At 68.3% G+C, this 16,895-nt stretch carries 14 protein-coding genes; 9 read left to right on the top strand and 5 right to left on the bottom strand.

Features of this window, described 5'->3' with window-relative positions; translation table 11 throughout:
- The first annotated feature begins 283 nt into the window (after positions 1 to 283).
- Together FB559_RS43465 and FB559_RS43460 are read left to right on the top strand one after the other, a co-directional pair.
- Complete coding sequence (locus tag FB559_RS43465) at positions 284 to 1,207, top strand: MraY family glycosyltransferase (protein ID WP_185792771.1); 924 nt, start codon at positions 284 to 286, stop codon at positions 1,205 to 1,207.
- A 29-nt stretch (positions 1,208 to 1,236) separates the two neighbouring features.
- Positions 1,237 to 2,628, top strand: a complete 1,392-nt coding sequence (locus FB559_RS43460; protein WP_221640755.1) for a tyrosine-protein kinase domain-containing protein — start codon at positions 1,237 to 1,239, stop codon at positions 2,626 to 2,628.
- 96 nt (positions 2,629 to 2,724) lie between these two features.
- Here FB559_RS43460 and FB559_RS43455 read toward each other — a convergent pair whose 3' ends face one another.
- Positions 2,725 to 3,411 (bottom strand): TylF/MycF/NovP-related O-methyltransferase, encoded by a 687-nt coding sequence (locus tag FB559_RS43455; protein ID WP_141964076.1) that lies wholly within the window; start codon positions 3,409 to 3,411, stop codon positions 2,725 to 2,727.
- Between the two features lie 324 nt (positions 3,412 to 3,735).
- On the bottom strand, positions 3,736 to 3,987 hold the full coding sequence (locus FB559_RS43450) for a chaplin (RefSeq protein WP_141964074.1): 252 nt from the start codon (positions 3,985 to 3,987) through the stop codon (positions 3,736 to 3,738).
- 302 nt (positions 3,988 to 4,289) lie between these two features.
- Between FB559_RS43450 and efeO the strand changes: the two genes are divergently transcribed.
- From efeO to FB559_RS43420, 6 genes are all read left to right on the top strand, one after another.
- Positions 4,290 to 5,411 (top strand): iron uptake system protein EfeO, encoded by a 1,122-nt coding sequence (efeO, locus tag FB559_RS43445; protein ID WP_141964072.1) that lies wholly within the window; start codon positions 4,290 to 4,292, stop codon positions 5,409 to 5,411.
- Positions 5,408 to 6,631, top strand: a complete 1,224-nt coding sequence (gene efeB, locus FB559_RS43440; protein ID WP_141964070.1) for an iron uptake transporter deferrochelatase/peroxidase subunit — start codon at positions 5,408 to 5,410, stop codon at positions 6,629 to 6,631. The genes efeO and efeB overlap by 4 nt, the downstream gene beginning before the upstream one ends.
- Before the next feature lie 382 nt (positions 6,632 to 7,013).
- The gene (locus tag FB559_RS43435; RefSeq protein WP_141964068.1) at positions 7,014 to 8,306 is read left to right on the top strand and encodes a hypothetical protein; all 1,293 of its coding nucleotides are present in this window, start codon (positions 7,014 to 7,016) and stop codon (positions 8,304 to 8,306) included.
- A gap of 345 nt (positions 8,307 to 8,651) precedes the next feature.
- Positions 8,652 to 9,416, top strand: coding sequence for an SGNH hydrolase domain-containing protein (locus FB559_RS43430; protein WP_141964066.1), 765 nt, complete (start codon positions 8,652 to 8,654; stop codon positions 9,414 to 9,416).
- A 259-nt stretch (positions 9,417 to 9,675) separates the two neighbouring features.
- Positions 9,676 to 10,557: an EamA family transporter gene (locus tag FB559_RS43425; protein WP_141964064.1), complete on the top strand. Its 882-nt coding sequence runs from the start codon at positions 9,676 to 9,678 to the stop codon at positions 10,555 to 10,557.
- Positions 10,558 to 10,660: 103 nt separating this feature from the next.
- Positions 10,661 to 11,500, top strand: coding sequence for an SAM-dependent methyltransferase (locus FB559_RS43420; protein ID WP_246122947.1), 840 nt, complete (start codon positions 10,661 to 10,663; stop codon positions 11,498 to 11,500).
- Between the two features lie 28 nt (positions 11,501 to 11,528).
- Here the strand turns inward: FB559_RS43420 and FB559_RS43415 are convergent, their stop codons facing one another.
- Entirely contained in the window at positions 11,529 to 12,059 is a 531-nt protein-coding gene (locus FB559_RS43415; RefSeq protein ID WP_141964060.1) for a MarR family winged helix-turn-helix transcriptional regulator, read from the bottom strand.
- Between the two features lie 87 nt (positions 12,060 to 12,146).
- Between FB559_RS43415 and FB559_RS43410 the strand changes: the two genes are divergently transcribed.
- On the top strand, positions 12,147 to 13,037 hold the full coding sequence (locus FB559_RS43410) for a VC0807 family protein (protein WP_141964058.1): 891 nt from the start codon (positions 12,147 to 12,149) through the stop codon (positions 13,035 to 13,037).
- 77 nt (positions 13,038 to 13,114) lie between these two features.
- On the opposite strand, the gene FB559_RS43405 is transcribed toward FB559_RS43410, so the two are convergent.
- Both FB559_RS43405 and FB559_RS43400 read right to left on the bottom strand, forming a co-directional pair.
- Positions 13,115 to 13,795, bottom strand: a complete 681-nt coding sequence (locus FB559_RS43405; protein WP_141964056.1) for an esterase/lipase family protein — start codon at positions 13,793 to 13,795, stop codon at positions 13,115 to 13,117.
- Positions 13,796 to 13,881: 86 nt separating this feature from the next.
- Complete coding sequence (locus tag FB559_RS43400; protein ID WP_141964053.1) at positions 13,882 to 16,623, bottom strand: AAA family ATPase; 2,742 nt, start codon at positions 16,621 to 16,623, stop codon at positions 13,882 to 13,884.
- Between the last annotated feature and the right edge of the window lie 272 nt (positions 16,624 to 16,895).

Below are 16,895 nucleotides of genomic sequence, written 5' to 3'. Positions count from 1 at the left end.
CCACGTGAACATTTCCGAATCTTGACCGTTGTTTACAATTTCTTTTCGCTGCTTCAGACGATTTGTATTCGACAGAAAGTGCGACAGGGCCGCTCGGCCGAGAGCGCTAGGGGTTATGTGGGGGGTCGCGTTTCCGTTTATGCTCGTGCGGTAAGAAAGTCCGAGGTGGTTTGATGTCGACAACAGGATGGACTAGATGGCAATGGAGTGGGTGGGAGTGGCCGCCTTCGCGCTGGTCGGCGGATTGACCGAATTTATCCGCCGAATTGCCATTCGGTTCGCGTTGACCGACCGCCCGAGCGCGCGCAAGGCTCACAAGAGTCCGACGCCGTACCTCGGCGGGGTCGTCATCGTGCTCGGCGTACTGCTGCCATCGGCGGTGCTGGTGAGCGGCGACGGTCGGCTGCGAACTCTCGTCCTCGCGTCGCTCGCCATCGCACTCCTCGGCTTCGCCGACGACGTGAGACCGCTCTCCGCATCGACCCGCCTGATCGTCGAGGGACTCGCGGCGACCGCGGTCGTGACCACGGGCGGTCGCATCCACCTGTTCGAGAACCCGCTCGACTATCTCCTGCCGGTGCTGTGGATCGTCGTCATCACCAACTCCTTCAACCTGCTCGACAACATGGACGGCGCGGCCGCCGGCGTGGCCTCGGTGACCGGGGCGGTCCTGGCGATCCCGGCGTTCATGGTCGGCCAGCGGAGCGTCGGCGTGCTGCTGCTGGCACTCGCCTGCGGTTGCGCGGGCTTCCTCCCGCACAACTGGGCACCGGCGCGCATCTTCATGGGCGACGCCGGCTCACTCTTCATCGGATTCGTGATCGCGGTGTCCGCGGTCCTCGTGTGCGCGAGCTCCCGCCACGAGGTGATCGTCGCCGCGCCGCTGATGGTGACGTTCGTCGCCACGGTCGACACCTGTGTCGTGCTCGTGGCGCGGCATCGCGCCGGCCGGCCGCTGATGCTCGGCGGAACCGACCACGTCTCGCACCGGCTGCGCCGGCTCGGGCTGAGCACCTGGCAGGTCGCGGCCGTCCTCTCGGCGACCGCCGCGTTCACCTGCCTGGCAGCGATCCCGGTCATCCGCGGCTGGGTGCCCGCATTCATCCCGCTGGCCTTCGTGGCGGGAGCGGGAGCACTGCTCGTCTGGCTGCTGCAGAAGGTGCCCGTCTACACCGCCCATGACGAGACGTCTCCCGGCCCGGCATGAGTATCTCTGTGAAAGGCGACGCATCAACCGTGGAAAAGCTCTACTACCTGCGCGTACTCCGGCGCCGATGGATGATCTTGGTCGTTTCGGTCCTGTTCGCGCTGACCTCGGCCGCCCTCGTGACGGCACGCACGACGCCGCAGTACGCCGCGTCGATCACCCTGATCGTGTCCGCGCCCGAGCAGAGCGGCAACCTGAACACCGCCTATCAGGCAATCCTTCTCTCTCAGCAACGCGTGAAGTCCTACGCGGCGCTGATGCGAAGCCAGGGAGTCACGGCCGGCGTGGCGCGGCGCCTGGGCGATGGCGTCACCGCGGAGGAGCTCCAGGAGCGGATCACCGCCCAGGTGCTCCCGGACAGCGTTCTGCTGCGGGCCACGGTCACCGATCCGTCGGCGGCGCACGCGGTCCAGGTCGCCGACACTCTGGGGACGGAGTTCTCGCATTACGTCGACGGGCTCGAACGGTCCGGGACGTCCGCGCACCCCACCGTCAAGATCACGGTCGCCGACGGGGCGGTCCTGCCGTCGGCGCCGGTGAGCCCGCGACCCGTCCGCAACCTCGGTGCCGGGCTGGTGATCGGGCTGATCGTCGGTGCGGTCGGCGCCCTGCTCCGGGATCGCACCGACACCTCGGTGCGATCGGCCCGGATCCTGTCGGACCTGACCGCGAGCCCGACGCTCGCCGCGATCGACTTCGACCGCAGAGCCGGAAAACGGCCCCTGACCATGCGTGACGACGCTGAGTCGGTGCACGCCGAGGCGTTCCGGTCGCTGCGCACCACGCTGCAGTTCGGCGGCGCCGGTGACCTGCCGCGGTCGGTGACCGTCGCCGGTTCCGCCGCGGACGAGGGCACGACCACCATCGCCTGCAACCTCGCCATCGCGCTGGCCGAGTCGGGGGTACGCGTCATCCTCGTCGACGCCGACCTGCGCCGTCCGCGTGTCGGCGACTACCTCGGGATCGGGGAGGCGCCGGGGCTGACGAACGTCCTGTCGGAGCGCATGCCCGTCAAGGACGTGCTGCGCTCCTGGGGCTCGGGCTCGCTGTCCGTCCTGCCGAGCGGACCGATCCCACCCAACCCCAGCGAGCTCCTCACCTCGCGGACGTTCCGCGCGACCCTGCGCAAACTCGAAGGTGAGGCCGACATCGTGATCTTCGACGCCCCACCGCTCCTGGGCGTCTGCGATGCCGCGATCCTCGCGCACAACTGCGCCGGGGCGATCCTGGTGACCCGGTACGGCCGCACGCGCGAGGAGCACGTCGTCGAGGCCGCCGAGCGGCTCGCCGCGGTCAACGCCCGTCTCGTCGGGACCGTGCTGAACTTCGTCCAGCCCGCCGGACACACACCTCTGGTGGTCGGCGTACCCGCTCCGGCGGCCGGGCGCCAGAGGGTCACGGCCATGGGCGAAGGGTCGTGACGCCGGACGCCGTGGTGGGGGCCGGCGCGTACGCGGCCGGCCCCCTGGATACGCCTAGGCCGTACGGGCTGGATCCCCGGCCCGTACGCGGGTGACTCAGGCGAACGCGTGCGTTCCGGAGACCTGCGCCGGGTCCCGGCGCAACACGCCCATCCCGTACGCGTACTCCTCGGGCAACGCGAAGTCGGCGCAGAACCGCTGGAAGCCGTCGCGGGCGCGGAACTTGGTGTGAGGGTCGCAGTCGTCGACGAGCACCATCCCGCCCGGCGCCATGAGAGGCCATACCTTCCGCAGCGCGGCGTGTACCGGCTGGGACAGGTCGACATCGACGAGAACCGCCGAGATCTCCGGTGGCAGGGCCTCTGGTGCCATGGTGACGATGTCGGCCCGGATCAGCTCGACGTCGGGAGCCCCGAGCTGCCGGAGGATCTGCCGGACCAGGCCGTGGGAGGACGCGGCGAACCCGTGGCGGACCGCCTCGGGCGTGCCACGCTCGGCATCGTGGTCGAACTGTTCCGGCACGAACCCGTTGAAGGTGTCGATCGCCACGTAACGCTTGCGCACCCCGATGTTGCGCAGCAGCTGGTCGCAGTGGGCCGAGGTTCCGCCCGACGCGCAGCCGATCTCGACAACGGCTCCGGGTACGTCCGCGGTCTCGATGAGCGCCTGCGACCACAGATAGAGGCGTTCGGGGCTTAGCTGTGAAAGAGGTCTGCGGTACAACCAGCGGGCAAGGGCCCGCCGGCGCAGATAGGTGAGCCGGTCGCGTGTCGTCTTGGCCATGTCGGTTTTCCTTACTATGCCGGTGCTTCAAAGCGGCCACTGCGGATGAAGTTGCCTGGATTCTGGCACGCCGCGACCGGACGAATCAGGCGCCGATCCTAAAGTTCCGAAATGGATTAACCAAAAATGGCTTCTGAAAGGCGAAACGCTGCTACAAGGCCGTCGACCGGTCTCGCCGGAAACGGAGCCCCCTGCGTGATCGGCGTTCATTCGCGACATTCTGAGTGCTCGGAAATGGCTGCTTCGAGGCAAAGACGGCGGACCCCCGCACGCAGATCGTGCGGGGGTCCTGATAAGCCGGTGACCTGGGGTCGTCGGCCGTGGTCAGAAAATCGGGTAGCGGTGACCGTGGCCGACCGAGGCGCCGCCCCTGCAGCGGGAACCGGCCGAGCCGAGAACCGCGAGGGCGTTGCCGCAGGCGTTGACCGGGATGGAGACCGGAATCACTGCCTGGTTTCCGGAGAGCAGCCCACCCGCGCCACTCGTGTCGTTGTCGGCATATGCGGGTGAACCGAGCAGCAGGGCACCAGAGGCAGCGGCCGCCACTACGCCTGCCGCAGCGAACTTCTTGATCACGTGCATCCTCCCGTACATCGCGAATTCACGGCCGCTGGAGAAGCAGCCGCACGCAAGGTAGTTAGGCAGAGGCTCGCCGTCGTCGCCACCCTGACTCGGAGCACATTGCTAAATCATTATTCGGCGTCGTCTGTCTTGACCGCTTCCATAGCGACGGCGTAGGGGGCTTCAATATTCGGGGCGGGGTCATAAAGTCGTACGCGCGGTGCTTGACGTTATGAGATTAAGTAAGGCTAAGTTAGGCACGCCTGGCCTGAGTAAGGCACCCTAGTCCGATTTATTGTCGTCTTGCTGGAGATCTCATGCGTCCCGTTCGCCCGCTTGCCACCGCGAGCGCCGTCTTCGTGTCATTTTCGGTGCTGTCGGCGTGTGGGAAGGACGACACGGTGTCCGGCGACGGCGCCGCGGTCGAGGTCACCGCGACCGATTCGTCGTGTGAGGTCGGTGCTAAGACCGGTGCGGCCGGTGCGACGACGTTCAAGATGACGAACAATGGTTCGCAGGTCAATGAGCTGGAGATCCTCGCTCCGGACGGCAAGATCGTCTCGGGACGAGAGAACATCGGCCCCGGTACGGGGGCGGAGGTCACCGTTTCTTTGGAGGCGGGTACGTACCGGGTCCTGTGCAGTGCCGGGATGACCGGCAGGGGCCCCTCGCAGGCGTTCACGGTGACGGGTAAGGGTAAGGCGACCGATCCGCGTCTGGATGCCGCGGTCGCGGCGTATCGGGTCTACATCGGCGCGCAGGTGGACGACACCCTCGCCAAGACCAAGACGTTCGCCGCGTCGGTGTCGAAGGGTGACATCGCCGGCGCGAAGGCCGAGTTCGCTCCGTCGCGGTTCGGGTGGGAGGCGATCGAGCCGGTGGCCGAATCGTTCGGTGATATCGATCCCAAGACCGATACCCGTGAGGCCGACCTGGAGAAGGGTCAGAAGTGGACCGGGTGGCACCAGATCGAGAAGGCGTTGTGGAAGACGAAGTCGTTGAAGGGTGAGGGCCCGTACGCTGATGATCTTGTGAGGAACATCGAGACGTTGAAGGTCCGGGTGGGTACCGCGTCGATCACTCCCACCTCGATGGCCAATGGTGCCAAGGAGCTTCTGGACGAGGTCGCGACGGGGAAGATCACCGGTGAGGAGGACACGTTCTCTCACACCGATCTGAGTGACTTCAAGGCGAACGTGGATGGGGCGCAGAAGGCGTTCGAGCTGCTCAAGCCGGTCGTGCAGGAAAAAGACGCCGGGCTGACCGGTGACCTGACCGACGAGTTCGCGAAGGTGCAGAAGCTGCTGGGCAAGTACAAGAAGGGTGACGGGTACGTCTCTTATGACACCGTCGGTAAGGCGCAGCGCAAGGAGTTGTCCGATGAGGTCAACGCCCTGGGTGAGCCGCTGTCGAAGCTGGCGGGGGTCGTCGCGCGGTGACGGAGGTCAGCAGGCGCAGGTTGCTGGGGTATTCGGGTGCGACGCTGGCCGCGGGTGCCGCGGCCGGCGCCGGTCTGGTCAGCGTCGCCCAAGCCCACGAAGGGCCCTCTTCCGGTAACGGCCCGGTGCCGTTCTTCGGGGCGCATCAGGCCGGTATCGCCACCCCGGTCCAGGACCGGTTGCATTTCGCGTCGTTCGACGTCGTCACCGACGACCGCGACCGTCTGATCCGCATGCTGAAGGAGTGGACCGCCGCCGGCGCGGCGCTGACCGCCGGGCACCCGTACGGGTCGGCGGCGGGTGGCCTGCCCGAGTCCCCACCCGATGACACCGGAGAGGCGCTCGGCCTGCCGCCGGCCCGGCTGACGCTGACGGTCGGGTTCGGGCCGGCGTTGTTCGGGTCGGGGGGTAAGGACCGGTTCGGGGTGAAGGCGCGGCGGCCGGCGCCGCTGATCGATCTGCCGCATTTTCCTGGTGACAATCTGGCCGCTGATCGTAGTGGCGGGGATGTCTGTGTTCAGGCGTGTGCTGATGATCCGCAGGTGGCGGTGCACGCGATCCGTAACCTGGCGCGGATCGGTTTCGGTGTGGTGGCGGTGCGATGGTCTCAGCTGGGGTTCGGGAAGACCTCTTCCACGACGCCGGACCAGCAGACGCCGCGGAACATGTTCGGGTTCAAGGACGGCACCCGAAACATTCCCGGCGATGACCACGCGGCGCTGGACCGGTACGTGTGGGCGTCGGCCAAGGACGGTGCCGGGTGGATGGACGGCGGGTCATATCTGGTCGCGCGGCGGATCCGGATGCACATCGAGACGTGGGACCGTACCTCCCTCAAAGAACAGCAAGACGTCTTCGGCCGGATGAAAGGCGAAGGCAACCCCTACGGGGCCCCACGCGAACACGACCCTGTACCGCTGGCGAAGCTGCCCGCGGACTCTCATGTCCGGCTGGCGCACCCGGACAGCAACGGCGGTGTTCGGATCCTGCGCCGGGGTTATTCCTTCACCGATGGCAGCGACGGACTCGGGCGCCTGGACGCGGGCCTGTTCTTCATCGCCTACCAGCGAGACCCCCGAACCCAGTTCGTCACCCTCCAGAACAAACTCGCCGCCACCGACCACATGAACGAATACGTCCAACACGTCGGATCCGGCATCTTCGCCTGCCCACCCGGCATCCGGAAAGGCGGATTCTGGGGAGAGACCCTCTTCACCTAGATTTTTTCGGACAATAAGGCGAATAGGGCATGAAGAGTCTCCGTATTCATCGGAGAACCGAGTGTCAGTGCCGGCCGCTCTATGTAACCGCGTTCTGGACATTGATTCCGCATTCCGATGAACAGCCTATAGTGCGCTTCCGTTCACAGCATCCGAGTTTTCGCACAACGATCAAGAAATTATGCATTATCGATTCGCTTTACGAAAGTAGAGTGCATGTATTACGGGGGACTGGTCGAACTCAATAATTGGCGCGGGTAAGCAGCACATCATGCATAACTTCTTCAAGCACAAGCCCGGCGGCAGGCGAATCTACCGCGGCCCAGAATTGCTGCATCGACCACGTCCACTCCTGGTGGCGGCCGCAGCCCTTGTCCTGAGCATGGCCGTCGTGGACGGGCTGCCCGCGCACGCGGGCCCGCCCACGCGTGCGCTCCCGGCAGCGGGAGTCAACACGGGCGTCGACGGCTTCGCCCCGAATCTGTACACCACGGTGAACGGCCAGATTCGCCAGGCATGGGTGCTCGCCCACCACGGCTACGCGCCTGAGGACACTCCGAAGGTCTCATGCATCGACGTCGACACTGGCGACTTCTGCACCGACGCCACCGGCAATCCCACGACCTGGCCCAAGCCGCTGAACACGACACCGAAGCCGCTGGGCTCGGGGAACACCGGGGACCTGTCCACGACGCAGGCCCCCAACGGCGTGATCCAGACCGACGCCGCGCGGGTGCTGCGCTTCCCTGTGATCACGCAGTCGCCGAACTCCACCTTCAGCGGCGGTTCGGTCGGCATCGGCTGCCTGAACATGCAGTTGCAGGCCAACTGCCAGTACGCGCCGCTGGCGCCGCTCACCACCCAGGTGGGCAGCAACATCAACGGCATCAGCGGGCTCGTTGCGATTTCAAACAGGATCTACGCGCAGCTCACCAACGGCCGGATGGCGTGCTATGACGTCGCCAGCGCCCTGCCCTGTCCTGGGCAGCCGTTCACCACCAACAGCCCGCCGAGCAACGACCTGGCGGGCCTGGGGCCGTCCAACTACAGCGGTTCCGTCGTCGGGATCAGGAACCGGATCTACACGATGTCCAACGGCCTGCTGGCCGACACGAACACCAGTCCGCACATGCCGACGCTCACCTGCTTCGACCCCGCCACGAACGCGCCGTGCGCCAACTGGACCACCCGGGTCATCTCGAATCCGGCGGTCTACCAGGCGCTGGCGGTGTTCCCCAGCTTCAACCCGCAGGGTGCGGAGACGGGGCTGTGTGCCGTCACCACAAAACGGACACCCGGCGTACTCCTGAACTGCTTTGACTTCAACGGAAACGACGCGTTGGTCCCGGCGGGACTTCTTTCGATCTTCCCCAGCACGGGCACTTCGGCGGTCGTCTTCCCGCCCACCGTGACCCAGGTCAACGGTACCCAGCGCAGTTACTTCCCGTTCTACACGCAGGACAATGTCCACAAGGGTGGCACGGCTTGTTACAACTGGAACGCCCAGGCGCCGTGTACCGGTTTTGCGAACCCGCGTAGCCATCCCTTGGTCAACGGTGGGCTGACGCATGACTACGGCTACGCCTACAACCCGCAGAACAACTGCATGTACGGCATGGGCCACTACGCCTATATGTTCAGCTTCCAGCCTGATGGCGGTGCCGCTCCTTGCTGATCACCACGATTCTGTTCTGATCGACTGACAATGGCGTTCCCTGCCCGGGTACCGACCGGGCGGGGAACGCCTTTCGCGAGCGAGTCACTCCCAGCATCATGAACAATAGTTGTGTGTAAATCGGTAACTGAAAACGCCAATAGATGATGTGGCAGCGGCTGGGGTTGTGCGGTTTGTATGCGTTAAAATCCAAGCTCGCTGGCAATGGGTTCGGAAGTGTATGGAAGAAGTCTGGTTAAAATGGTATCGACATATATTTGCGGCGTTCTCTCGCTGGCGCTGGCAGTGAGCCTTGGTGCGATAACGCCAGGGCTGGCGCCGGCGGAACCGGTGCCTCCGTATCACATGAACCTGCCGAAGCCGACGCCCGCGGGCGGTGACACGAGCCCCTTCATCGTCACCGGCTCGTCGTCCGCGCCGTCGGCGCCGACCGTGGCGGTGATCGGGGACTCGGTCGCCCGCGACTACGCCTACTACCTGGCACGCCGGCTCGGCCCGCGCGGCGTGCGAGTGATCGACGGAGCGCTGACCGCCTGCCCGGTGGGGACCCTGCCGCTCGTCGCCATCTACCCGGACGGGGACAGCAGGCCGCTCCGGGCCGGCGCGTGCCCACGGCTCGTCGCGGCCAAACAGGCGGCACTGACTGCGACGTACGCGCCGGGACTCGTCCTGTGGCAGTCGATCACGGAGATACGGGGCATTCGCCTGCCGGATCGGTACGTTCCCCCCGGGACCGATGAATGGCGTCGACGGGTGCTGGCGGAGTGGGACGACACCCTCCGTCGCGTCACCGCCCGTGGTGCCAAGGTCGTCGTGATCCTGCCGCTGTGGTACGAGCACGCGCCCGCGGCCCGTCTCGACGCGCCCGGCCCGAGCATCGACAAGATCCGGGACCTCTACGTACGTTGGGCGACGCTCCACCGGGACAAGGTGAGCCTGGTCGATCCCGCCCCGGTCGTCTGCCCATCCGGCCCGCCCTGCGGGCTGGTGAACGGCGTGGACTTCCGGCCGGACACCATCCACTTCGACGACCAAGGCGGTGTTCAGGTCGTGGACTACCTCATCGCGCACGTGCCGGAGCTGGCACGAGTCGCCGCCGGACGGGGGTGACGGCGGCTCCTTCGCGGGAATAGAAGCCTGGGGCCAGCCACGCTGCGGATCGGACCCGCGAGCCTTCACGTCGCGGTGGCCCGGAATACCAGCCGTAGGTGGCGGACATGCCCGCCACCGATCACGCGGGTGCGCCGGACTCTGGCGTCCGGCAGACCCGTGCCGCTGCGGGGAACCTATGCAACCAAGCGCACCAGTGCCTCATCGCAGGCAGTTACTCGGAGCCGTCCTCGCCGGCGCGGCGATGACCGCCTGTGCGATGGGAGACGCCGTCAGCTCGCTCGCATTCGACCGGATGTCACCCGTGGTGGCCGGCGCCCTGGCGACCGTCTTCGGGAGCGTCGTCTTCGCCCTCTGGGCTGGACGGAGCGTGCTCGGCCGCGTCGTCGTCGGGCGCCTCCCCATCCGCCTCGGTCTCCGGAAGGCGTTCCAAGAGGTCAGGGTGCCGAAAGGCATGCCACTGCTGATCCTGCGGCTGGCCGTCGGCAACGCGATCGTGTTACCGGCGACGTACCTGTCGCTGGGGAGGCTGCACAGCCTGGAGACGGTGATCTCCATTGCCTTCGGCGGCCCGGTGATGGTGACCGTGTGGGGGCTGCTGTTCCCGAGAACGGGTCCCCGGCGGATCAGCGGGCTGCTCTGTCCGCTGCTGGCGGCGGTCGCGATGCTCGCGCTCACCCGCCCGTGGACCGGCCAGTGCGACGTGCTGGGCTTCGGGGCGGCACTGGTGGCCGCGGCCTGCGGCTGGAACCTGTTGAAGGTGTCCGGACGGATGGAAGAGGCCGGAAAGCTGGCCCATGGAACGGCCATCGCCGGGCTGCTGTCCTCGGCCATGCTGGCTCCGCTGCTCATCCTCGCGGAAGCGCACCGGACGACCGGTCACGTGCTCGGCATCTGCGCGGCGTCGGGCCTGCTGTCCGGGTTCGTCGAAACGGTGCTGGGGGTCCTGGCCCTGAGGTTCATCGCCGAAGAGACGTTCGGGGTCCTGACCGGCCTCGAACCGGTCGCCAGTCTGTTCGTCGGGTGGCTGTTCCTGAAGGAGCAGATCACGGTTCTGGCCTCGGCCGGCGTCCTGCTCATGGTCGCCGCCGGCTCCTGGGCGGTCTGGTCCGAAAAGCGGCTCAGAGAGCAGATCGGTTGACCTTCACAAGCGGGTCGAAGTAATGGCGAAGCCTGACGGCTACGCTAAGCGCCGACATAGCGTGATATCGGCATCGCGGGTCCATGCCGTTGAGGAGCACACCGTGAACGACCAAGGGGCAGACGACTCGTCCGCCGCCGGTGGAAACGTGGCGCAGATCAACACGAAGGTGGCGCACCCGGCGCGTGTGTACAACGTCTGGCTGGGCGGCAAGGACAATTACGCCGCTGACAGAGACGCGGCCGAGCAGGCCGTCGCCGCCAACCCCGACATCCGGCCCGCCGTGCACGCCAACCGGGCGTTCCTGGGCCGTGCTGTGCGCCATCTGGCGACCCAGGCGGGAATCAGTCAGTTCCTCGACATCGGCACCGGTATTCCGACCGCCGACAACACCCATGAGGTGGCCCAGCGCGCGGTGCCGGAATGCCGCATCGTCTACGTCGACAATGACCCCGTGGTGCTGGCCCACGCACGAGCCCTGCTCACCAGCCGGCCGGAAGGCGCCACCGCCTACATCGACGCCGACCTGCGCGACACCGGCACCATTTTGCGGCAGGCCGCGGCGACACTGGACTTCTCCCGGCCGGTCGGGCTCGTTCTCGTGGCGATCCTGCAGTACATCGCGGACGCCGACGATCCGTACGGGATCGTCACCCGGCTCCTGGGCTCACTGCCGCCGGGCAGTCATCTGGTGATCTCGCACCCCGCGAGCGACATCGGCGCCGAGAAGGTCGCCGAATCGATGCGGCGTTACAATGAGCGTGCCGGCCACCGCGAACAGGCGACCCCGCGAAACCATGCCGGGGTCACGCGCTTCTTCGACGGACTGGACCTGCTCGAGCCCGGGGTCGTGCGGCTGCCCCAGTGGCGGCCCGGCGCCGAGGCCGAGGAGACGCGCGAACTGCCCATGTGGTGCGGCGTAGGAGCCAAGACCACGACGTGACCACGGGCGCGGCCCCTCCTGAGACGTCTCAGCCGTGGGTGTCCGGCCGCCCGGGATGCGACGAGGTGCCCGGGCCGGCCCCGGACTCGTCCAGGTCCATGATGCGCCGAGTGTTGGCCACCAGCGTGTCGGTGGTCCGGGTTATCCAGTCGGCGATCGCACGGAGTTCGGCGTCGTCGTACCTGGCCGCCGTGTTCGCCATGTCCTCGATGAAGGGCCCGAACGCGGTGGCCATCAGCGCATCCATCCGCTCGTTCGGCAGTAGCCGCACGACGACCTTGCGACGGTCGTGCGGGTCACGTGCGCGCCGGACGTAGCCGGCGTTCTCGAGCCGGTCCACCAGACCGGTGACGGCGCCGGTGGTCAGGCCCGTGTGCTCCGCGAGCGCGCCGGCCGTCACCGGTCCCAGTTGCTGGAGCACGTCGATGCACTTTCGCTCGACCGAGCTGAGACCCACGAGTTTGCCGACGGCCTCATGGAACACCACGAGCGCCGTGGCGAACTTGCGCCCGAGCAGCGCGCCCGCCGCCTGATCGTCGGGAAGGGCACCTTGCGTCATCCCCTCAATATAGCTTAGCCTCTAAATACCTCAGCAACTAAGAGACTTATTGAGAGAGATACTTGAGAAGAGCCCAGGAGACGTCCCATGCCTGAGATCGGCGCAGGACGCAAAGCCGCGTACTTCGCACTGATGATCGCGAACGTGGCCGTCGACCTGCTCGTCCCGACGCTGGTCCTGGTCGCCCTCGCCCCGACCGGGATGCCCGCCGCGGTGCGGCTGGCCATCGGCGGAACCCTTCTGACCGGGAAGGCGATCGGCGGGCGAGTCGAAACCGGGGAGTTCCGCTGGAGACCGGCCACGGTCGCGGCGCTCGTGCCCACCGCCGCCATCGCCGGCTGCTACCTCGCCGGTATCGGCGACATCGCGAGCATGGTGGCAGGCGCGATCGTCTCCGGTGCGATCGTCGTCGGTGATCTGCTGCGAACTCGACCGCACGGCAAGGCCGGACGCCGGATCGACGGCTTCGCCATGCTGGTGCTGATCGAGGTCACGGCCAGCGTCGTGCTGACGTCGATCAGCGGCGACGCGCGCTTCGTGCTCGCCAGGACCTCGATCTACGTCGCCATCGGCGGAGTCGTCGTCCTGGCGACCACCTGGTCGGATCGGCCGTGGATGCGGATCGCCCTCAAGCCCGTGGCCTCGAAGGGCGACCCGGTGCGCGCCGAGGCGTTCGACCGGGCATGGCGGAAGTCGCGGCGGTTCCGGATGCTCTACCGGGCGATGACCGCCGGTCTCGGCGTGGTGTTCCTGGCCGACGCGGTGCTGCGCGTCGTGGTCGTCTACAGCTACCCGGCAGGAGCCGTGGTCCAGTCGTCGCTCACCTCACAGCTTCCCCTGATCGTTCTGATCGGCCTGTGGTTCGCCGCCGGCCGCGGCCTCGCGGTACCCCGCGCCGAACGTTTGCTCGACGCCGAGCTGGCGAGCTCACCCGCCGACGACGTCGTCTCCGAGGCGACCCCTCGCCGGCGCATCTGACGGGCGAGCACGAACGCCCGCGCGGTGAGAGGCCGGGCCACGGCGCCGCCGTGGCCCGGCCTCTCACCGCGCGGGGGTCAGGTTCCTAGGAACGTGCGCACCGCCGCGAGTGTCGTGGTGTCGGTGAGGTATCCGATGTGGGTCTGGCACGCCACGTTGTTGTTGGTGGCGCCGTTCAGCCGGGTGCTGGTGTAGGGGATGATCACGCCGTCGCAGGCGGAGTACCAGGTCGCGTACCTCGTGTTGCCCGGTGTCTCGTCGCCCGCGGTCACGGTCTGGATGAACGAGGAGCCGGGGAGCATCTCCACGCACGACGGGTTGATCGTGCACGCGGAGGCGAACGTCGTGCCGTGGTTCGCGCCGGCGATGGAGGCGAGGTGCCGGACGTACGGCTGGCCGCCGAGCTCGTTGATGTACCACTCGCTCACCAGCCCGCCCATGGAGTGGTTCACGATGTCGACCTGGGAGGCTCCCGTACGGGACAGGACCTGCTGGACGTAGGACCTCAGCGAGGCGGCACTGGTCTTGTTGGACTGCGCCCAGTTGTACTGGAAGGCGTACATCTCGGTGCTGGTGTACCCGCCGGCCGCGAAGACCGACTCGGCCGTGGTCCAGTTGGACGCGCTGCCGCTGTAGCCGTGGACGAAGACGACGGGGATGTGGGTGGCGGCGTTCGCGGTACCCGTCTGCCCGACGGCGAGCAGGCAGGTGAAGGCGGCGAGAACGACCGCGAGGAAGGTGCCGAGGGATCGGCGCATGGTTCCTCCTGGCTGGGGACTGAGGCGATGGGCGAAGTCTCATCCGGCGCCGGGTGCGCCGCATCGGCGAAATCACCAGTCCTCGGTCAGCTGAAGAAACGCGGAAGTTCGACTCGGGAGCGGATGCCGAGCCGTACGAAGACGTTGCGCAGGTGATGGTCGACGGTGCGGTGGGACAGGACGAGCCGCGCCGCGATCTCACGGTTCGTGGCGCCCTCGGCGGCGAGCCGCGCGATCTGGCGCTGCTGGTTGGTCAGCTCCCCGGCGTCCTTCGGCGCCATGGGCGGGGCGGTCTCCCCGGCCGCGCGCAGCTCGGCACGTGCGCTCCCGGTCCAGTGCTCCGCGTCGTAGTACTCGAAGATCTGCAGGGCGTTGCGCAGGTGCTCACGGGCCGCGCGCGGCTTGCGCCCGCGCCGCAGCCGGTGCCCGTACAGCAGCTCGGTACGCGCCGTCTCGAACGCCGAGTCGCCGCGAAGATGCAGCCGCAGCGCCTCGCGGAAGTGCTCGTCCGCCTCGGCGTCGTCGCCGGCCAGCAGCGCGTGGCAGCGGTGGGACAGGGCGAGGCGCACGGAGTTGCGGGTGCTGGTGGCCCATCGGTCGAAGACCTCCAGGGCCTGGAGCGCGCCCTTCCTCTCGTCGCAGCGGACGGCGGCCTCGACGAAGTGCGGGGTCGCCATCACGTGCACCACAGGGTGGGCGTGCCAGGTGCCCGCCATGAGCCGGATGCGTCCCGCGGCGTCTGCCGGACGGTCCTCGATCAGCTCCAGGCAGGCCAGCGCCCAGGAGGTGAACGCGCCGGGCCGCGCGAGCCCACGCCTGGTCGCGGCGTCCGAGACCGCGTCGAGGCGCAGCCGGGCGGTGTCCTTGTCGCCCTGCAACGCGGCGAGCAGCGCCATCGTCGCCAGATGGTCGACCGCGTGGTTCTCCTGACCGGCGGCGCGGGCCAGCCGGAGGCCCTCCAGGGAGTGCGCGGTGGCGGACGGGTAGCGGCCGAGCCACAGGTCGGCCATGGCGAGGTAGGCCAGCGCCCACGGCTTCACGGCGGCGTCCGGGCCGGTGCCGAGCCGCACCGCCTCGCCGGCCAGCTCGTGCGTGCGCCGGTCGTCTCCGAGGATCAGCGCCGCCATGCTCGCCCACACCTTGGAGGCACAGTCGTCCGTGGCGTCGGCCAGCCGCACCGTACGGCGCAGCGGCTCGGCCGCCTCGTGGTGGTGCCCCTGGTACGTCGCGGCCATCCCCTCGAAGTGGGCGAAGAGCAGCTCGGTGTCGGGCGCCTCGTGCCGCCGTCGCAAAACCGCGGCGCGCTCGGCGATCGCGAGGTAACGCCGCAGGTCCCCGCCCAAGCAGCTCGCCTCGCCCGCGTACGCCAGCGCCACGACCGCGCTCCGGCGGTCGTGGTCGGCAAGGCGGGCCGCCGCGTCGAGGAGCATCCGTGCCCCGGTGGCCGGCCTGCCGTCGCGCAGCTCGATCTCACCTCTCAGCAGGTCGGCGCGCCCGCGGAGCCGTCCCTGCCGTGCCGCGGGCGTGAGCTGGCGGACCAGAAAGCGCGAGCGCCTGCTCCGGCCGGCCAGCCAGGCGTCGGTCGCCGCCGCGAGCAGCATGGTCGCCTGCTCGCCCCGGTCGCGGGTCAGGGTCGCGGCACGCTGCCAGGCGCGCGAGGAGTCGGTGTACCGTCCGGCCGCCCCGGCCTCGGCCGCCGCCTCGCACAGCTCGGCGGCGAGCCCGTCGTTCGCCTCGCAGGCCAGTGCGGCCCGGTGCCAGACCTGACGGGCACGCTGCCGGTCGTCGTCGAGGACCCGCGCGAGCAGCTCGTGCACGGTGTTGCGCTCGGACAGGGGAGCGTCGGCGTACAGCGCGCTGCGGATGACCGGACTCGGCACGGTGATCGACTCCCCGTCGACGCGCACCAGCCCCCACGCGCGTACGGCCTCCAGCTCGCGCAGGTCGAGGCGGTCGGCCAGGGCCGCACGGGTCAGGGTCCTGCCGTCGAGGCGGTCGTCGGCGACGGCCAGCAGGGCCAGCCGGCGCGCGTCGGGCGACAGCCGGAAGAACCGCCGCCGGTACACCGCGCGTAACTGGCTCTCCGGCGGCAGCGTCTCCGGAGGCGGCTCGTCACCGGAGAGCTGGCCGGGCGTCAGCGCGGCGGCCATCTCGACCAGCGCGAGCGGGTTGCCGCCGGTCAGCTCGGTGAGCCCCGCCGCCAGGTCCTCGGTGACGCCGATCGGGCACCGGTCGGTGAGGACCTCCGTGCTCGCGGTCTCGTCCAGCGGGGGCAGCGGCAGCCGGGGTATGCCGGCGAGCCGGTCCCGCTCGGGCGTCGTCACGTGCTCGTTGTGCGCGGCGAACAGCATCACCACGGGCCTGTCGCCGAGCCGCCGCGCGGTGAACGTCATGGCGTCCAGTGACGCGCGGTCCAGCCAGTGCACGTCGTCGAGCCAGCACAGGACGGGGCCCGAGTGTGATGTTCCGGTCAGCAGGGCGTGCACGGCGGTGCAGAGCGTGTAGGGGTCGACGGCGCCGTTCCCGTCGAAGACGCGGGTGAGGGCCTCGGCCTGGCAGGCGGGCAGGCACTCGATCCGGTCCGCGAGCGGGCCCAGCAGCCGGTGCAGGCCGGCGAGTTCGAGCGAGGACTCCTGCCGGATTCCGCGGATGCCGAGCGTCCGGAAGTCCGCGCCCGCCCTGCGTACGGCGCATTCGAGCAGCGCGGTCTTTCCCATGCCGGGCTCGGCGAGAAAGGAAAGCGCGCCGCCCCTGCCGGAACGGGCTCGCGTGAGCAGTTCTTCCAGCACGGCGATCTGGTGGTCGCGACCACGTAACACAACGGACACATGTGCCAGTTTCACGCGTCCGCACGAGAAGGAAAAGCGCCAGGCCAGGTGAGGACGAGTGCGCCTCGCGTACGGGGGGACGGTCCGGGGCCCGCCTTTCCGGTACGGGACCTGCTCATGGGCGCGGGGGAGCGCGCCGGCCGGGTCGCGTTCTTGACCAGAGACCGTGACGGTGAGTTCTCGAAAGCGTTCGGCGGCGTTCTTCGCCCGGCGCCTCGGGGTGACGCTCCAGGGCTGGCGCGGTAGGTTCCCTGGTATTTCGACAACCTAAT

Origin of the sequence: Actinoallomurus bryophytorum (assembly GCF_006716425.1) — a bacterium.
GTDB classification, from domain to species: Bacteria; Actinomycetota; Actinomycetes; order Streptosporangiales; family Streptosporangiaceae; genus Actinoallomurus; species Actinoallomurus bryophytorum.
This window is presented reverse-complemented; position numbering and strand designations above follow the sequence as displayed.